The sequence below is a fragment of the Shinella yambaruensis genome, assembly GCF_050859155.1.
GTDB lineage: Bacteria > Pseudomonadota > Alphaproteobacteria > Rhizobiales > Rhizobiaceae > Shinella > Shinella yambaruensis.
This window is the reverse complement of record NZ_CP150638.1, coordinates 3,170,393-3,186,622: the sequence shown is the minus strand read 5'-3', so window position 1 is coordinate 3,186,622 and position 16,230 is coordinate 3,170,393. Positions and strand designations below refer to the sequence as shown.

16 protein-coding genes are annotated in these 16,230 nt (G+C 64.7%); 6 read left to right on the top strand and 10 right to left on the bottom strand.

Features of this window, described 5'->3' with window-relative positions; all coding sequences use genetic code 11:
* Nucleotides 1–3: 3 nt before the first annotated feature.
* Entirely contained in the window at nucleotides 4–339 is a 336-nt protein-coding gene (locus WMC41_RS15560) for a hypothetical protein (protein WP_288082496.1), read from the bottom strand.
* Nucleotides 339–1,142, bottom strand: coding sequence for an ABC transporter ATP-binding protein (locus WMC41_RS15555; RefSeq protein ID WP_288082494.1), 804 nt, complete (start codon nucleotides 1,140–1,142; stop codon nucleotides 339–341). The genes WMC41_RS15560 and WMC41_RS15555 overlap by 1 nt, the downstream gene beginning before the upstream one ends.
* Nucleotides 1,143–1,264: 122 nt before the next feature.
* Between WMC41_RS15555 and WMC41_RS15550 the strand changes: the two genes are divergently transcribed.
* Entirely contained in the window at nucleotides 1,265–1,678 is a 414-nt protein-coding gene (locus WMC41_RS15550) for a cupin domain-containing protein (protein ID WP_244768482.1), read from the top strand.
* A gap of 215 nt (nucleotides 1,679–1,893) precedes the next feature.
* On the opposite strand, the gene WMC41_RS15545 is transcribed toward WMC41_RS15550, so the two are convergent.
* Genes WMC41_RS15545 through WMC41_RS15530 form a run of 4 tightly spaced genes read right to left on the bottom strand, consistent with a single transcriptional unit; the run spans nucleotide 1,894 to nucleotide 5,612 of the window.
* On the bottom strand, nucleotides 1,894–2,268 hold the full coding sequence (locus WMC41_RS15545) for a hypothetical protein (protein WP_432344535.1): 375 nt from the start codon (nucleotides 2,266–2,268) through the stop codon (nucleotides 1,894–1,896).
* A complete protein-coding gene (hydA, locus tag WMC41_RS15540; protein WP_432344532.1) occupies nucleotides 2,265–3,719 on the bottom strand; it encodes a dihydropyrimidinase in 1,455 nt (484 codons plus the stop codon). The genes WMC41_RS15545 and hydA overlap by 4 nt, the downstream gene beginning before the upstream one ends.
* The gene (locus WMC41_RS15535; protein ID WP_432344530.1) at nucleotides 3,716–4,357 is read right to left on the bottom strand and encodes an endonuclease domain-containing protein; all 642 of its coding nucleotides are present in this window, start codon (nucleotides 4,355–4,357) and stop codon (nucleotides 3,716–3,718) included. The genes hydA and WMC41_RS15535 overlap by 4 nt, the downstream gene beginning before the upstream one ends.
* A 4-nt stretch (nucleotides 4,358–4,361) precedes the next feature.
* Complete coding sequence (locus WMC41_RS15530; protein ID WP_432344528.1) at nucleotides 4,362–5,612, bottom strand: Zn-dependent hydrolase; 1,251 nt, start codon at nucleotides 5,610–5,612, stop codon at nucleotides 4,362–4,364.
* Nucleotides 5,613–5,881: 269 nt separating this feature from the next.
* On the opposite strand from WMC41_RS15530, the gene WMC41_RS15525 reads away from it, so the two are divergent.
* Entirely contained in the window at nucleotides 5,882–6,532 is a 651-nt protein-coding gene (locus tag WMC41_RS15525) for a TetR family transcriptional regulator C-terminal domain-containing protein (protein WP_064330994.1), read from the top strand.
* Here the strand turns inward: WMC41_RS15525 and WMC41_RS15520 are convergent.
* Together WMC41_RS15520 and WMC41_RS15515 are read right to left on the bottom strand one after the other, a co-directional pair.
* Nucleotides 6,513–7,736, bottom strand: coding sequence for an OpgC family protein (locus WMC41_RS15520; RefSeq protein WP_432344524.1), 1,224 nt, complete (start codon nucleotides 7,734–7,736; stop codon nucleotides 6,513–6,515). The two genes, WMC41_RS15525 and WMC41_RS15520, sit on opposite strands and share 20 nt — an antisense overlap.
* Nucleotides 7,737–7,814: 78 nt before the next feature.
* The gene (locus WMC41_RS15515; RefSeq protein ID WP_432344522.1) at nucleotides 7,815–8,744 is read right to left on the bottom strand and encodes a DMT family transporter; all 930 of its coding nucleotides are present in this window, start codon (nucleotides 8,742–8,744) and stop codon (nucleotides 7,815–7,817) included.
* A gap of 162 nt (nucleotides 8,745–8,906) precedes the next feature.
* Between WMC41_RS15515 and WMC41_RS15510 the strand changes: the two genes are divergently transcribed.
* Nucleotides 8,907–9,545 (top strand): exopolysaccharide biosynthesis protein, encoded by a 639-nt coding sequence (locus WMC41_RS15510; RefSeq protein WP_432344521.1) that lies wholly within the window; start codon nucleotides 8,907–8,909, stop codon nucleotides 9,543–9,545.
* A gap of 158 nt (nucleotides 9,546–9,703) precedes the next feature.
* On the opposite strand, the gene preA is transcribed toward WMC41_RS15510, so the two are convergent.
* Entirely contained in the window at nucleotides 9,704–11,017 is a 1,314-nt protein-coding gene (preA, locus tag WMC41_RS15505) for an NAD-dependent dihydropyrimidine dehydrogenase subunit PreA (RefSeq protein WP_432344519.1), read from the bottom strand.
* Nucleotides 11,018–11,032: 15 nt separating this feature from the next.
* The gene (locus tag WMC41_RS15500; RefSeq protein ID WP_432344517.1) at nucleotides 11,033–12,394 is read right to left on the bottom strand and encodes an NAD(P)-dependent oxidoreductase; all 1,362 of its coding nucleotides are present in this window, start codon (nucleotides 12,392–12,394) and stop codon (nucleotides 11,033–11,035) included.
* Between the two features lie 246 nt (nucleotides 12,395–12,640).
* Here WMC41_RS15500 and WMC41_RS15495 point away from each other — a divergent pair, with 246 nt between their 5' ends.
* From WMC41_RS15495 to WMC41_RS15485, 3 genes are all read left to right on the top strand, one after another.
* On the top strand, nucleotides 12,641–13,594 hold the full coding sequence (locus WMC41_RS15495; RefSeq protein WP_064330989.1) for a sugar-binding transcriptional regulator: 954 nt from the start codon (nucleotides 12,641–12,643) through the stop codon (nucleotides 13,592–13,594).
* A gap of 159 nt (nucleotides 13,595–13,753) precedes the next feature.
* Nucleotides 13,754–15,067, top strand: coding sequence for an ABC transporter substrate-binding protein (locus WMC41_RS15490; protein ID WP_272806263.1), 1,314 nt, complete (start codon nucleotides 13,754–13,756; stop codon nucleotides 15,065–15,067).
* A gap of 258 nt (nucleotides 15,068–15,325) precedes the next feature.
* Nucleotides 15,326–16,198, top strand: a complete 873-nt coding sequence (locus WMC41_RS15485) for a carbohydrate ABC transporter permease (RefSeq protein WP_272806198.1) — start codon at nucleotides 15,326–15,328, stop codon at nucleotides 16,196–16,198.
* Nucleotides 16,199–16,230 lie beyond the last annotated feature (32 nt).

Here is a 16,230-nt window from a genome sequence, read left to right as displayed (position 1 = left end):
GGCTCAGCTCCTTGCCGGGGCGGGCATGAGCATCAGTCCCATCGCCAGGATGCCGAGACCGACGCCGGCAAGCTGGGTGCTGTTGAGGCGTTCGCCGAAGAAGAGAAAGGCGATGACGTTGATCAGCAGCAGCTGGGTGATGGCGGACAGCGAAATGGCGATGCCCAGCCCCCCTTCGCGCATCAGCTTCAGCATCATCAGGTTGCCGACGATGTAGAGCGCCATGGAGAAGAGCAGGTAGAGGATGTTCGTCGTGCCGATATAGGCACGCGATGCGGTCGCCGCACCGATGAAGACGGTGGTCGCGCCGAAGAGCCAGAGCACGTAGGAGAGCTTCATCAGGCGTGCTCCTCGTAGCTGTGGCCGGCGCGCAGGCCCTCGCGCACCCGGTGGGCGATCTCGAGGAATTGCGGGGTTTCGCGGATGCCGAGCGGGCGCTCCTTCGGCAGGGGCGATTCGATCACGTCGGTGACGCGGCCGGGGCGGGGGCTCATGACGACGATCTTCGTCGAGAGGTAGACGGCCTCGGGGATCGAGTGGGTGACGAAGCAGATCGTCTTCCGCGTGGCGGCCCAGAGTTTCAGCAATTGTTCGTTGAGATGGTCGCGCACGATCTCGTCGAGGGCGCCGAAGGGCTCGTCCATCAGCAGCAGGTCGGCGTCGAAGGCGAGCGCGCGGGCGATCGATGCGCGCTGCTGCATGCCGCCGGAGAGCTGCCAGGGATATTTCTTGCCGAAGCCGGAAAGGTTGACGAGGTCGAGCGTGCGCTCGATGCGTGCCTTCTGGTCCGCCTTCGAATAGCCCATGATCTCCAGCGGCAGGGCGATGTTCTTCTCGATGGTGCGCCAGGGATAGAGTGCGGCGGCCTGGAAGACATAACCGTAGGCGCGGCGCCTGCGCGCCTCTTCCGGCGTCATGCCGTTGACGGTGATGGTGCCGGAGGTCGGCCTCTCCAGATCCGCGATAACGCGCAAGAAGGTCGTCTTGCCGCAGCCGGAAGGGCCGATGAAGGAGACGAAATCGCCCTTTTCGACGGAAAGGTCGACGCCCGTCAGCGCGGTGACCGGGCCATCGGCGGTCTGGAAGGTGAGGCCGAGGCCCTTGGCGGACACGACGGTGCTGGCGGCTGTTGCATGGGACATGGCGGTCATCTTTCGGCGCGGGTTGCGGCAGACTGCATGTCCATTCTCAGCATTGCAATCGGCATTGTCTGCAGTATCACTTTGGGCACGGAATTCTCACGCTGGAACCGGGGGAAGAGACGATGGCGGTGGAGACGAAGGCCGAATGCCGGGTGGTTCGCCCGGGCAGCACCTATGACGGAAAACAGGGGTTCAGCTATTTCGAGGGCATCGCCCGCGAGAGCGTGGGCGCCTCCGGCATCTGCATGCATCTCCTGACGATCCCGCCGGGCGGGCGGGCGAAGGCGCACATGCACGAGAGCCACGAGACGGCGATCTACATGCTCTCCGGCGAGGCGCATACCTGGTACGGCGCGCGGCTGGAGAATCACGTGATCGTCAAGGCGGGCGAGATGTTCTACATCCCCGCCGGCGTGCCGCACCTGCCGGCCAATCTCTCCGGCGAACCCGCCTCGGCGGTCATCGCCAGGACAGATCCCCACGAGCAGGAGAGCGTGGTGCTTCTGCCGCATCTCGAGGCGCTGGTTGTGATTTAGGCGGCGGGGGAACGCACCCCCCTCTGTCCTGCCGGACATCTCCCCCTCAAGGGGGGAGATCGGCTGGGAGCGCCGACCATATCTCAAACCAGGATGCGCTCTTGCCGCGAGCGATGCCTGTGCGATCCGGGAAAACGGACCGGCCTTCCGATCTCCCCCCTTGAGGGGGAGACGTCCGTCAGGACAGAGGGGGGTGAATGCTGTTCGCAGGCTCCTCACGTCTTGCACCGCATCAGCGGCCCCCAGCGCGTGCCATCGGGAAAGCTCACGGTGTAGCCGCCGCCGTCGGGCGTCAGCGTCAGCTCGTAGGGCGTGGTCTCCTCGTATCCTTCCTCATGGCATTCAGCAGCGACCTTCGTCGCGCCGCCCACCCGATTGCCTTCACCCTTGAACGCGCAATAGGAGGCGGCGGTGGTGACGCCATCCTTGTTCAACAGGAAGAAGAAGTCGGCGCCGGAGGATTCGCCCGTCTCGGCGTAGCGGCAGCCTTCCGCGTCGCCATAGCTGCCATCGACGATGTCGGCCGCCGCCCCCGCCGGACCGGCGAGAACCATGCCGAGGAGAAGGGCGAGGCGGCCGGCGCGGATCATACGCCGCTCGCCGGAATGCCGCTACGCTCCACCTTGCGCGGCGCGGTGATCTCCTTCCAGGTCGACAGCGCCTTGTTGACGGCCGCAAACGGTTCGCGCTTGACGAACTGGCCGTGCCCCTCGCGGGTCTTCACGGTGCTCTCCTCGATCGCGACCACGCCGCGCGTCAGGGTATAGCGCGGCAGGCCCGTCACCTCCTTGCCCTCGAAGACGTTGTAGTCGATCGAGGATTGCTGGTTCTTGGCGGAGATGGTCTTGGAACGCTTCGGGTCCCACACGACGATATCCGCATCCGCGCCGACGAGGATCGCGCCCTTCCTCGGATAGACGTTGAGGATCTTGGCGATGTTGGTGGAGGTGACCGCGACGAACTCGTTCATGGTCAGCCGGCCGGTGTTGACGCCGTTGGTCCAGAGCATCGGCATGCGGTCTTCCAGGCCTCCGGTGCCGTTCGGGATCTTGCGGAAATCGCCGGCGCCGGTGCGCTTCTGGTCGGTCGTGAAGGCGCAGTGGTCCGTCGCCACCACCTGCAGCGAGCCCGCGGCGAGGCCGGCCCAGAGCGAATCCTGATGCTGCTTGTTGCGGAAGGGCGGGCTCATGACGCGGCGGGCGGCGTGGTCCCAGTCCTTGTTGAAATATTCGCTCTCGTCCAGCGTCAGGTGCTGGATCAAGGGTTCGCCGTAGACGCGCATGCCGTTCTGCCGGGCGCGGCGGATGGCCTCGTGCGCCTGTTCGCAGGAAGTGTGCACGACATAGAGCGGCGCGCCCGCCATGTCGGCGATGATGATGGCGCGGTTCGTCGCTTCGCCCTCGACGGAGGGCGGGCGGGAATAGGCGTGGCCTTCCGGCCCGTTATTGCCCTCGTCCATCAGCTTCTGCTGCATGGCGGCGACGACATCGCCGTTTTCCGCATGGACGAGCGGCAGCGCGCCGAGCGCGGCGCAGCGCTGGAACGAGGCGAACATCTCGTCGTCGTTCACCATCAGCGCGCCCTTGTAGGCCATGAAATGCTTGAAGGTGTTGATGCCCTTCTCCTCGACGACGGCCTTCATCTCGTCGAAGACCTGTTCGCCCCACCAGGTGACGGACATGTGGAAGGAATAGTCGCAATTGGCGCGGGTCGACTTGTTGTCCCAGCGCTTCAGCGCGTCGAGCAGCGACTGGCCGGGATCGGGCAGGCAGAAATCGACCACCATGGTGGTGCCGCCGGCAAGGCCGGCCCGCGTGCCGCTCTCGAAATCATCGGCCGAATAGGTGCCCATGAAGGGCATTTCGAGATGCACATGCGGATCGATGCCGCCCGGCATGACATAACAGCCCGCCGCATCCAGCACCTCGTCGCCGGAAAGGTCCGGGCCGATCTCGACGATCCTGCCACCGTCGATCTTTACGTCGGCCTTGTAGGTGAGGTCCGCGGTAACGACGGTTCCGCCCTTGATGACTGTGCTCATGATCGTTCCCCTGTCTCTTGGTTCTCGGCGAAAATGGCCGGATAAAACCCCGCCATGTGGCAGCGTTCGGTCATTTGGCCGTTCAACGCTGCGAGGATCGTTTCAAGGACCATACGTCGTTCCCGCGTGACCTCATGGTTCCAGAAGCGGAGAACGGAATAGCCATGTTCGTTGAGCCAGCGGGTCCGTGTTTCGTCAGCTTGCTTCGCAGCATGCTGAAAGCCATCGATTTCGATGACGAGGCGCCGCGTGCGGCAAAGGAAATCGACGACGTAGATTCCAAGCGGCACTTGCCGGGAAAATTTGAAGCGGTTGAGCCGGCGGTCGCGCAGGTCGCTCCAGAGGCGGCGTTCTTCCTCGGTTTCGTTTTTCCGCAGTCCTCGGGCATACCGCGTCTTGCCCGGGGGCCGTTTGGTTATGTCGGCTTCGCTCGGCATACCCCCCTCATCCGGCCCTTCGGGCCACCTTCTCCCCCCGGGGGAGAAGGGGAATTTCGCGGCGCCGTTTTCTTCTTTTCGTCCGATCAGCGTATGCGGCACTGACGTGGGCAGAGGCGTTGCAGCAAGTCTCTCCTTCTCCCCCGGGGGGAGAAGGTGGCCCGAAGGGTCGGATGAGGGGGTGGTCACGACCGGAAGCATCCGCTCACTCCGCAATCCCAGCCGTCTCGATTACCGCATGGAGCAGTACGTCGGCGCCGGCGGCGGCCCATTCCTTGGAAATGTCCTCCGCCTCGTTGTGCGAGAGGCCGCCCACGCAGGGGCACATGATCATCGTGGCCGGCGCCACCCGGGCGGCCCAGCAGGCGTCGTGGCCGGCGCCGGAGATGATGTCCCTATGGCTGTAGCCGAGGTCCTCGGCCGCCTTGCGGACGGTGGCGACCAGCGTCGGGTCGAAGATGACGGGGTCGAAATGGCCGACCGGCTCGACGGAACAGCCGACGCCGAGCGCCTCGCAGATCTTCGGCGCCTCCGCCTCGATGCGGGCGCGCATGCCGTCGAGCTTGGCCTGGTCCGGCGAACGGATGTCGACGGTGAAGACGACCTTGCCCGGCAGCACGTTGCGCGAGTTCGGCGAGAAGAACACCTGGCCGACGCCGCCGACGGCGCCCGGCTGGTTCTCCATCGCGACCGCCTGCACCATTTCGAGGATGCGGGCCATGGCGAGCCCGGCATTGACGCGCATCGTCATCGGCGTCGAGCCGGTATGCGCCTCGCGGCCGGTCAGCGTGAATTCCAGCCACCACAGGCCCTGGCAGTGGGTGACGACGCCGATATCCTTGCCTTCCGCCTCAAGGATCGGCCCCTGTTCGATGTGATATTCGAAATAGGCGTGCATTTTCCGCGCGCCGACCTCTTCGTCGCCCACCCAGCCGATGCGCTGCAGTTCCTCGCCGAAGGTTTTTCCCTCCGGGTCCTTGCGGCCATAGGCGTAATCCTGCGTATGCACGCCGGCGAAGACGCCGGAGGCGAGCATGGCGGGGGCGAAGCGCGCGCCTTCCTCGTTCGTCCAGTTGGTGACGACGATCGGGTGCTTCGTCCTGATGCCGAGATCGTTCAGCGAGCGCACGACCTCCAGGCCCGCCAGCACGCCGAGCACGCCGTCATATTTGCCGCCGGTCGGCTGCGTGTCGAGATGCGAGCCGACATAGACGGGCAGGGCGTCGGGGTCCGTGCCTTCGCGCGTCATGAACATGTTGCCCATCGTGTCGACGCCCATGGTAAGGCCCGCGTCGTCGCACCAGGCCTGGAACAGGCGGCGGCCCTCGGCGTCCGAATCGGTCAGCGTCTGGCGATTGTTGCCGCCGGCAATGCCGGGGCCGATCTTCGCCATGTCCATGAGGGAATCCCACAGGCGGTCCGCGTTGACACGCATGTTCTCGCCGGGTGCGGCCATGTCTATGCTCCCATGTCATCGGGCTTTTGCAGCCCCATTTTCGTTCCCACCGGCTGGCGGCGCCCTTGTTGTTTTGCGCCTTCCGATCAGCAGTTGCCTTTGCGCGATAACTGACTGATAATTTGACCGGTTGGTAAACATTACAGCTTCCGTTGCGGCACTCAAGCCGAAAAACCAAAAACTTGGGCTGCATCCAAGAAAATGGCGGCTGGTTAAACTGGTGAATTTGGCGGCACTTTTCCCGGCGACGGGATGGCCGAGGGGGCACGATGGCATTACCAAGGGCGGCGAGGACACAGCGGCGCACGCGCATCCAGGAGGCGAAGGAGGAGCAGATCCTCGAAGCGGCGCTGGAGGTCTTCTCGCTGCACGGCTTTCGCGGCGCCACCGTCGACCAGATCGCCGAGGTCGCCGGCATGTCCAAGCCGAACCTGCTCTATTATTTCCGCACCAAGGAGGCGATGCACCGGGCGCTGATCACCCGGGTGCTCGATACCTGGCTCGATCCCTTGCGCGAATTCGATGCGGAGGGCAATCCGGTGTCGGAGATCCGCAGCTATATCCGCCGCAAGCTGGAAATGGCGCGGGATTTTCCGCGCGAGAGCCGGTTGTTCGCCAATGAAATCCTGCAGGGCGCGCCCAACATCGAGGACGAGCTGAAGGGGCCGCTGAAATCGCTCGTCGACGAGAAGGCGGAAGTCATCCGCACCTGGGCGAAAGCGGGCAAGATCGCCAAATGCGACCCGTACCACCTGATCTTCTCGATCTGGTCGACCACCCAGCACTATGCCGATTTCGACGTGCAGGTGCGCGCCGTGCTGGGGCAGAATCAGGCCGGCGAGGGGCGGTTCGAGGATGCGGCGCGCTTCCTCGAGCAGCTGTTCCTAACCGGCCTCAATGTCAGCGAGCAGCCGGCGTAGATTTCGACTTGGCCGGCTCCGCCTTGGGCTGGCCGAAGAGGCTGGCGGCGATCTGCTCGCGTTCGCGCCACAGGGCCGGCAGGGCGAGAAGCGCAATGCAGACGACGGCGATCGACGTCTTGGTGAGCTGCGAGAGTTCCGGCGTGCGCCCGTCCGCATAATAGACCGCGTAGACGATGGCGACGTGCCAGACATAGACCTGCAGCGAATGGCGGCCGAGCAGGCGCAGGAAGCGCAGGGTGAAGACGCCAATAACGATTCCCGCGAGCTTGCGGACCCACAGGTTGTGGTGCTTCGGCCCGGCGATCAGGAGCCAGGCGAGGCCGGTCGCGACGGCCGCGAAGTTCAGGAGGTAGACCGGACCGAAATCGGCGCGGATCTCCATGGTCGCGAACTTGTCGAGCACGGATTGCGGCAACAGGTCCCAGGCCGTGACGATGCGCAGCGGCAGGAAGAACAGGCAGATGGCGAGCGCGACCTTCGGCAGCCGCGTCTTTTCCGGGGAGAAGATGCGGTTCCAGTCGATCCTGTCCTGCGCGGTCAGCGCACCGATGACCAGGGCCGAGATGAACACGATCTGCCAGCCCAGCATGTTGAAACTCGCGCGGATGCCCTGGTCGTCGGAGCCGGTGAACAGCGTGTTCAGGGGATCGGTGACGAAGCGTTGCAGGCCGAGCTGCGCGGCCATCCAGACGATCAGCGAACCGGCCAGCACCTGCGCCCACTTTCCCTTCAGGCAGAGCCAGACGAGCGGCGGGGCGAACAGCATGTAGACGATGTATTGCGGCAGGATGTCCATGAATGTCGGCTGGAACAGGAAGGTGGCGATCGCCGCCAGCCGCAGCGGCTGGTCGAAATTCGTATAGCCGAGCCAGTTGTACCAGAGCCGGTAGGCGTCGGGCAGGAACATCTGCACGACGAGCACTGCCATGACCGTGCCCATGGCGTAGCGGTAGAGCTCGAAGGCGCGGTTGCGGATGAGCTGGCGGCCGGTGTCATAGCCGTATTTCAGCATCTTGCGGGCATAGACCATGCCGATGAGCAGGCCGGAGAGGAACACGAAGCCCTGGGCGTCCTCCACGAAGGCGAACTGGCGATGGTTCACTTCCATCATCCAGTAGCCGCCGACAAAGACGAGGTGATTGATCAGCATGAAAACGAGGAAGTAGCCCCGCATGCCGTCGATAATCTCAAATCGCTTCAAAATATGCGCTCCGCCGATACTCAAGATACGCCCCAACGGGATGGCAACGCATGAGGCGGCGGATCGTTCCAGGAAAAATCAATCCGGCAGCCACGCCATCAGCGCCAGGCCGCAGGCGGTGACGAGGGCACCGGCCAGCACCGGCGGGCTTGCCCAGCCATGGCCGAGAATCCCTTCGAGCAGGATGATGAAGCTCGGCGTGAGGTAGCCGTAGCCGAGCACCTTGGAGGCGGGCAGGCGCATCGAGGCATATTGCAGCAGCAGGAAGGTGCCGGCCGTGGTGACGACAGCGAGATAGGTGACCGCGGCGTAGACGGCGACGGGCAGGGCGGAAAAATCCGTTTCGATGAGGCCGCCTATGCCGGGCGGCACCAGCCAGAGCGTCGCGCCCACCGTCACCCAGAAGCCGAAGGCGACGGCCGGCTCGCCCCGGTCGAAGCGGCGGATCAGCGGCACGTAGAGCGCATGGCAGATGACGCCGACGAAGAAGATCATCTCACCCGCGCCGATGTCGAAGGCGAGGATAGCCTCGATATTGCCGCGGAAGATGACCCAGACAGCGCCGGCGGCGGCGATGAGAAGGCCGGCGAGCACGCCGGGCCGGGTCCTTTGCCCGAGCACCGGCAGCGCGAAGCCGGCGCTCAGGAGCGGCATCAGCGTGAAGACCGCGCCGGTGGCGACGGGGCTGGTGAATTCCAGCGCCATGAACATGGTGAGCATGTAGACGGCGATCAGCCCGCCGAGCAGCAGGAAGCGCCAGGCCTGCTTCGGCAGGGCCATCGGAATCCGGAAGGCGCCGAAGGCGAGCGCCGCCATCACGACGACGGTCAGGATATAGCGCCAGAGCATCAACGGCTCGGCCTCCATGGCGCGCGCCGCAAGCCCCCCGAAGGAGAAGGAGCCGGCGATCAGCACCGCAAAGAGCAGCATGGCGAGGTGGCCCTTCAGCTTTTCGTGGCCTTTGGCGTGAATGGAAAGGCCTGCCGGGGCCGGCATACGCTTCGTCAAGAAAATCATCCTATTGTCTGCGGCGCGGCATGCTCATAGAGCAATTCCGGCAAGTGTGCGCAGCGGTCTTTTGTCCGCAAGTGCGAAAAATCGGGGTGCGCCGCTCCCACAGGAAAGCCGCAATCGCCGCCCATAGGCCGGCGGCACGCGAGAGGACATTGCATGACGACGGCCATCGGCTTCAAGGACACGGACCGCAAGACGAGCGAACTGCTCGAGGACATCATCCAGTCGATCAAGGGCGAGCACATCACGCTGCGCGACCTGCTCGCGATGATGGGCGAAAGCGGCCTGCTGCTGCTCTGCGCCTTCCTGTCTCTGCCGTTCCTCTTTCCGGTCTCGATCCCCGGCGTCTCCACCGTTTTCGGCGCCGGCATCGTGCTGATCAGCGCGGCGATCACGCTCAACCGGCTGCCCTGGCTGCCCGGCAAGGTCGCCGACCGGCGGCTCGAGAGCGGCAAGCTCCGGCCCGTGCTGGAGCGCGGGGTGACGTTCCTGCGCAAGATCGACCGGTTCTTCAAGCCGCGCATGACGGCGCTCACGACCGGCGCGCTTATGAACCGCATCAACGGGCTGGTGCTGATGGGGGCGGGGCTGCTGCTCATGGCGCCGCTCGGGCTCATTCCCTTCTCCAACACACTTCCCGGCGTCGCCATCCTCCTGCTCGCCGCCGGCATTTCGCAGCGCGACGGGCTGGTGGTGCTTGCGGGCTACGTGATGGTGGCGCTGACGATCGTCTATTTCGCCGCGCTTGCGTTTCTGGCCTATAGCGCGGGGCAGAGTTTTCATTTCTTCGGGTGATGGGACAGCCCCTCATCCGGCCTGCCGGCCACCTTCTCCCCGCAAGCGGGGCGAAGGAGATATGCCGCGCCGTTTTCCTCGGTCATTACCGGTTCGTGGGGCACGTTCCCTCTCCCCGCTTGCGGGGAGAGGGTTAGGGTGAGGGGCAATTGCGCCGTCTACTCCGCGGCCTGCCGCGCCATCGGGTTGTTCGGGTGGGTCGTCCAGTTGGCGTAGTTCGGATCGACCGGCTTGCCGGTGCGCTGATCCAGGACGCCGGGCTCCAGGCCGACCATGGTGATGCAGTTCTCCACCGGGCAGACGTTGACGCAGAGGTTGCAGCCGACGCATTCGTCCTCCATCACCTCGAAATGCCGGACGCCATCAACGAACTGCGTGATCGCCTGGTGCGAAGTGTCCTCGCAGGCGATGTGGCAGCGGCCGCACTTGATGCAGGCGTCCTGGTCGATATGGGCTTTGGCGATGTAGTTGAGGTTGAGGTACTGCCAGTCCGTGACGTTGGGCACCGCGCGGGCGATGATGTCGTCGAGGCTGCGGTGGCCCTTGGCATCCATCCAGCTGGAGAGCCCGGTGATCATCTCCTGCACGATCTTGAAGCCGTAGGTCATCGCCGCCGTGCAGACCTGCACGTTGCCGGCGCCGAGCGCCAGGAACTCCGCCGCGTCGCGCCAGGTGGTGATGCCGCCAATGCCCGAGATCGGCAGGCCGTAGGTCTCCGGATCGCGGGCGATCTCGGCGACCATGTTGAGGGCGATAGGTTTGACCGCCGGGCCGCAATAGCCGCCATGGGTGCCCTTGCCGCCGACCGTCGGGTTCGGTGCGAAATTGTCAAGGTCGACGGAGACGATAGAGTTGATCGTGTTGATCAGCGATACGGCGTCCGTGCCGCCTGCCTTGGCGGCACGGGCCGGCTTGCGGATGTCGGTGATGTTCGGCGTCAGCTTGGTGATGACCGGCATGCGGGTGTACTGCTTGCACCAGCGCACGACCATCTCGATATATTCCGGCACCTGGCCGACGGCCGCGCCCATGCCGCGCTCGGACATGCCGTGCGGACAGCCGAAATTGAGCTCGATGCCGTCCGCCCCGGTCTCTTCCACCAGCGGCAGGATCGCCTTCCAGCTCTCCTCCTCGCAGGGCACCATGATGGAGGCGATCAGCGCCCGGTCCGGCCAGTTCATCTTGACCTGCTTCATCTCGCGCAGGTTGGTGTAGAGGTCGCGGTCGGTGATCAGTTCGATATTGTTGAGGCCGAGCAGGCGGCGGTCGGCGCCCCAGATCGCGCCGTAGCGCGGGCCGTTGACGTTGACGACCGGCGGGCCTTCCTCGCCGAGCGTCTTCCAGACCACGCCGCCCCAGCCCGCCTTGAAGGCGCGCTCGACATTGTAGGCCTTGTCGGTCGGCGGCGCGGAGGCCAGCCAGAAAGGGTTGGGCGATTTGATGCCGACGAAATTGTTGCGAAGATCAGCCATGTCTCATCCTCCCCTTCAAGCGACGGCAACGGCGGGCTGCGCACCGGCGGCCAGCATGCGGTTGATGGAATCGGCCGCATCGCGCCCTTGCGCGACGGAGGTGACCGTCAGGTCCTCGCCGGCCTTCACGCAGTCGCCCCCCGCCCAGACATTGGCGATGGACGTGCGGCTTTCTGCGTCGATGGCGATGCGGTTGCCGACCATGGCGAGCGAACCGAGACCGCCAGCCTCGAAGGTCTGGCCGATGGCCTTGAAGATCTGGTCGGCGGCCAGCACCCCGGTCTCGCCGGTGCCTGTCAGCTTGCCGTCCCGCATCTCGGTATATTCCACCTCGATGCCGGCGACATGGCCGTCGCGCGCGATGACGCGCTTCGGCTGCAGCCAGTGGCGGATCATCACGCCCTTGGAGGCCGCAAGGTCCTGCTCGAATTCCGAGGCGTTCATGTGCTCCTTGCCGCGGCGGTAGCAGATGGTCACCTCTTCCGCGCCGAGCAGTTTCGCCTGCACGGCGGCGTCGATCGCCGTCATGCCGCCGCCGATGACGACGACGCGCCGGCCGACCGGGATGGTCGCCTTGTCCGTCGCCTGGCGCAGCTCGGCGATGAAATCGACCGCGTCGACCACGCCGGGCAGGTTCTCACCCTCCGCGCCGAGCGCGTTGACCCCGGCAAGGCCCATGCCGAGGAAGACGGCGTCGAAATTGGCGGTGAGGTCGGCAAGCGTGAAGTCGCGGCCGAGCTTCAGGCCGTTCTTCACCTCGATGCCGCCGATGGACAGCACGTAGTCGACTTCCGCCTGGGCGAAATCATCGACCGCCTTGTAGGTGGCGATGCCGTATTCGTTGAGGCCGCCGGCCTTTTCGCGTGCCTCGAAGATCACGACGTCATGGCCGTTCATGGCGAGGCGGTGGGCGCAGGCGAGGCCTGCCGGGCCGGCTCCGACGACCGCCACGGCCTTGCCCGTGCGGGCGGCGCGCTCGTAGAAATGCTTGTTCTCCGTCATCGCGACATCGGTCGCGTAGCGCTGCAGGCGGCCGATCTCCACCGGGCGCTGCTCGGCGGTGTTGCGCACGCAGGCCTGCTCGCAGAGCGTCTCGGTGGGACAGACGCGGGCGCACATGCCGCCCAGAATGTTCTGGTCGAAGATGGTCTTGGCCGAGCCGATCGGGTTGCCCGTCGAGATCTGGCGGATGAACATCGGAATGTCGATGGAGGTGGGACAGGCCGTCATGCACGGCGCGTCGTAGCAGAAGTAACAGCGGTCGGCGGCGACCAAGGCCTCGTGATCGTCGAGGCGCGGATGAAGGTCGGAAAAGTTCGTCTCGTATTCGGCCGGCGCAAGACGCCCCCGATGGATCCCAGATTGCGTCGTTCCCATGATTATCTCCCATTCGCGTGGGCTTTTTCGATGAGAGAACGGTAACCCAGCTTTATTTTTTTATCAAACGGTAAAATTTCAAAAGAAAGGCTGGTTTTTCAGGGCTTCCAGCGAAAATAAACATGAGAATTATGGTTATGTTTTTCTGCCGCTTTCCGGAGCGCTGTTCCGGCTGCGCCATCAGATGGCGTTTGACAGGTCGCCGGAAAAGATGCAGCAAATCGTCTGGAACAGCAGGGGAAAACCATGGCGAAGCGGGCGGAAACCACCGGGCGGCTGGACGATGCGGCAAGGGCCGGCTGGCTCTACTATGTCGCGGGCCGCACGCAGGACGAGATCGCCGCGGCCATGGGCATCTCCCGCCAGTCGGCGCAGCGCCTCGTCTCACTCGCCGTCGCCGAGCGGCTGATCAAGGTGCGGCTCGACCACCCGATCGCCGAATGCCTGGAGCTTGGCGAGGAACTGAAGAAGAAGTTCGGCCTCGTGCATGTCGATATCGTGCCGAGCGATCCGGGCTCCACCTCCACGACGATCGGCATTGCGGAGGCAGGTGCGGCGGAGATCGAGCGCTGGCTGAAGAAATCCGAGCCGATCGTGCTCGCCGTCGGCACGGGGCGCACGCTGAAGGCGGCGATCGACCAGCTTCCGGCGATGGAATGTCCGCAGCACCGCATCATGTCGCTGACCGGCAATATCGGGCCGGACGGTTCGGCGGCCTACTACAACGTCATCTTCTCCATGGCCGATGCGGTGAAGGCCCGGCATTATCCGATGCCGCTGCCGGTTCTCGTCTCCTCCACGGAGGAGCGCGACCTCCTGCACAAGCAGAGCCTCGTGCAATCGACGCTGCAGCTCGGCCGCGAGGCCGACGTCGCCTTCGTCGGCATCGGCGAGCTCGGCGCGGATGCGCCGCTCTGCCTCGACGGGTTCCTCGATCCGGAGGAGATGGCCCGTCTGATGGAGGAGGGGGCCGCCGGCGAGATCTGCGGCTGGATGTTCGACCGGGACGGAAAACTGCTCGAAGGCAGTATCAACGAGCGTGTCGCCTCCGTGCCGCTGCCGCCGCGCGAGACCACCACCGTCATCGGCCTTGCCAAGGGCAAGCGCAAGTATGCGGCGCTTCTGGCGGCGCTTCGCGGGCGCATGATCAACGGCGTCATCACCGACGAAGCCACCGCCCGCCACCTGCTTTCGGCCTGATCCGAGCCGCTGTCCCGGTAAAAATTCTCTATGAGATTCAACGGCCGCTGCCATGCTTTGTGCGGTGCAGCAACGATTGGCCGTTGACTTGTTGCGGCAATATGCGAGTAATTGCTCATGAGCAAAGCAAATGCTCAATACCTTTCTGGGAGGAAGATAATGTATTTGAAGACCCTTTTGCTGGGCACCTGCTCGGCTGCGCTCCTGTGCGGTTTCGCCAATGCCGAAACACTCACCATCGCCACCGTCAACAATGGCGACATGATCCGCATGCAGGGGCTGACGGACGATTTCACGGCCAAGAACCCCGATATCGAGCTGAACTGGGTGACGCTCGAGGAGAACGTGCTGCGCGAGCGCGTCACGACCGACATCGCGACGAAGGGCGGCCAGTACGACATCATGACGATCGGCACCTATGAGGTTCCGATCTGGACCAAGCAGGGCTGGCTCGTGGCGCTCGACAATCTCGGCGCCGACTACGACGTCGACGACCTGCTGCCGGCCATCCGCGCCGGTCTGACGGGCGAGGACGGCAAGCTCTACGCCGCGCCGTTCTACGGCGAATCCTCCTTCGTCATGTACCGCAAGGACTTGATGGAGAAGGCCGGGCTCACCATGCCCGACGCGCCGACCTGGGAGTTCATCGCCGACGCCGCCCGCAAGATGACCGACCGCACGGCCGGCATCAACGGCATTTGCCTTCGCGGCAAGGCCGGCTGGGGCGAGAACATGGCCTTCCTGACGGCGACGGCGAACGCCTTCGGCGCCCGCTGGTTCGACGAGAACTGGAAGCCGCAGTTCGACCAGCCGGAATGGAAGAACACGCTCGATTTCTACGTCAAGCTCATGAACGATGCCGGCCCGCAGGGCGCGTCCTCGAACGGCTTCAACGAGAACCTGGCGCTGTTCCAGCAGGGCAATTGCGGCATGTGGATCGACGCCACGGTCGCCGCCTCCTTCGTCTCGAACCCGAAGGAATCGACGGTCGCCGACAAGGTTGGTTATGCCCTCGCCCCCGATACGGGCCTCGGCAAGCGTGGCAACTGGCTCTGGGCCTGGAACCTCGCCATTCCCGCAGGCACGCAGAAGGCCGAGGCGGCGGAAAAGTTCATCGCCTGGGCGACCAGCAAGGACTACACCAAGCTCGTCGCGGAGAAGGAAGGTTGGGCGAACGTTCCTCCGGGCACACGCTCCTCGCTCTATGCGAATGCGGACTATGAGGCGGCCGCGCCCTTCGCCAAGATGACGCTCGACTCGATCAACGCCGCCGATCCGAAGAACCCGGCCGTCAAGCCGGTGCCCTATGTCGGCGTGCAGTTCGTGGCGATCCCGGAATTCCAGGGTCTCGGCACGACGGTCGGCCAGCTCTTCTCGGCCGCGCTCGCCGGCCAGATGTCGGTCGACGACGCGCTCGCCCAGGCCCAGCAGGTCACGACACGCGAAATGACCCGCGCCGGCTACATCAAGTAATTACCTCCTCCCCAAGGACAGGCTGCCCGGACGCGCTCCGGGCAGCCGATAGACGAGTGCTGATCCGGGTCCGCCCCTCATCCCCCTGCCGGGACCTTCTCCCCGCAGGCGGGGAGAAGGAGGAAAACGGCGCGCCCATCGTTCCTCGCCCCGTTTACGGGGAGAGGATGCCGGCAGGCAGGTGAGGGGCGGGCTGCGCCATAAATTCGTAAAGCGATTGTACAGGCCGGCCATGCCGGCTTTCGGGAGGATGAAAGCATGGCGACGGAGAACACGCGTGGTTTGGCGCGGTTGATGTTGGCGCCCTCAGTTGGGCTGCTTCTGGTGTGGATGATCGTTCCGCTGGCGATGACGCTGTGGTTCTCGTTCCAGAACTACAACCTGTTGAACCCGGCCAATGTCAGCTGGGCGGGGCTGTTCAACTATCAGTATTTCTACACCGACCCGGCCTTCTTCCAGTCGATCTGGAACACGCTCCTGATCGTCGGCGGGGTGCTGCTGATCACCGTCGTCGGCGGCATCGCCATCGCGCTGCTGCTCGACCAGCCGATGTGGGGCCAGGGCATCGTGCGCATCATGATCATCTCGCCCTTCTTCGTCATGCCGCCGGTGGCAGCGCTGGTGTGGAAGAACATGATCATGCATCCGGGCTACGGCGTGCTGGCGGACATCAACCGCGCCGTCGGGCTGCAGCCGGTCGACTGGTTCGCGCAGTATCCGCTGTTCTCGATCATCATCATCGTCGCCTGGCAATGGCTGCCGTTCGCCACCCTCATCCTCTTGACCGCGCTGCAATCGCTCGACGGCGAGCAGAAGGAGGCGGCGGAGATGGACGGGGCCGGCTTCGTCTCCCGCTTCGTCTACCTGACGCTGCCGCACCTTTCCCGCTCGATCACCGTCGTCATCCTGATCCAGACGATCTTCCTGCTCGGCGTCTATGCGGAGATCCTCGTCACCACCAACGGCGGGCCGGGCTATGCCTCGACCAACCTGCCGTTCCTGATCTACCGCACGGCGCTGCTCGGCTACGACGTCGGCGGCGCCTCGGCCGGCGGCATCATCGCCGTCATCCTCGCCAACATCGTCGCCTTCTTCCTGATGCGCGCCGTCGGCAAGAACCTGGACAAGTAGTTTACCGCCGTTCCGGACGGAACCGCTCCGCA

Excerpts from the sequence above, each read along its gene's own strand:
- WMC41_RS15525 (WP_064330994.1), top strand. The coding sequence starts at position 5,882 with ATGGCATTACCAAGGGCGGCGAGGACACAGCGGCGCACGCGCATCCAG.
- WMC41_RS15535 (WP_432344530.1), bottom strand. The coding sequence starts at position 4,357 with ATGCTTCCGGTCGTGACCACCCCCTCATCCGACCCTTCGGGCCACCTT.
- WMC41_RS15490 (WP_272806263.1), top strand. The coding sequence starts at position 13,754 with ATGTATTTGAAGACCCTTTTGCTGGGCACCTGCTCGGCTGCGCTCCTG.
- WMC41_RS15530 (WP_432344528.1), bottom strand. The coding sequence starts at position 5,612 with ATGGCCGCACCCGGCGAGAACATGCGTGTCAACGCGGACCGCCTGTGG.
- WMC41_RS15500 (WP_432344517.1), bottom strand. The coding sequence starts at position 12,394 with ATGGGAACGACGCAATCTGGGATCCATCGGGGGCGTCTTGCGCCGGCC.
- hydA (WP_432344532.1), bottom strand. The coding sequence starts at position 3,719 with ATGAGCACAGTCATCAAGGGCGGAACCGTCGTTACCGCGGACCTCACC.
- WMC41_RS15510 (WP_432344521.1), top strand. The coding sequence starts at position 8,907 with ATGACGACGGCCATCGGCTTCAAGGACACGGACCGCAAGACGAGCGAA.
- WMC41_RS15555 (WP_288082494.1), bottom strand. The coding sequence starts at position 1,142 with ATGTCCCATGCAACAGCCGCCAGCACCGTCGTGTCCGCCAAGGGCCTC.
- preA (WP_432344519.1), bottom strand. The coding sequence starts at position 11,017 with ATGGCTGATCTTCGCAACAATTTCGTCGGCATCAAATCGCCCAACCCT.
- WMC41_RS15560 (WP_288082496.1), bottom strand. The coding sequence starts at position 339 with ATGAAGCTCTCCTACGTGCTCTGGCTCTTCGGCGCGACCACCGTCTTC.
- WMC41_RS15485 (WP_272806198.1), top strand. The coding sequence starts at position 15,326 with ATGGCGACGGAGAACACGCGTGGTTTGGCGCGGTTGATGTTGGCGCCC.
- WMC41_RS15550 (WP_244768482.1), top strand. The coding sequence starts at position 1,265 with ATGGCGGTGGAGACGAAGGCCGAATGCCGGGTGGTTCGCCCGGGCAGC.
- WMC41_RS15545 (WP_432344535.1), bottom strand. The coding sequence starts at position 2,268 with ATGATCCGCGCCGGCCGCCTCGCCCTTCTCCTCGGCATGGTTCTCGCC.
- WMC41_RS15495 (WP_064330989.1), top strand. The coding sequence starts at position 12,641 with ATGGCGAAGCGGGCGGAAACCACCGGGCGGCTGGACGATGCGGCAAGG.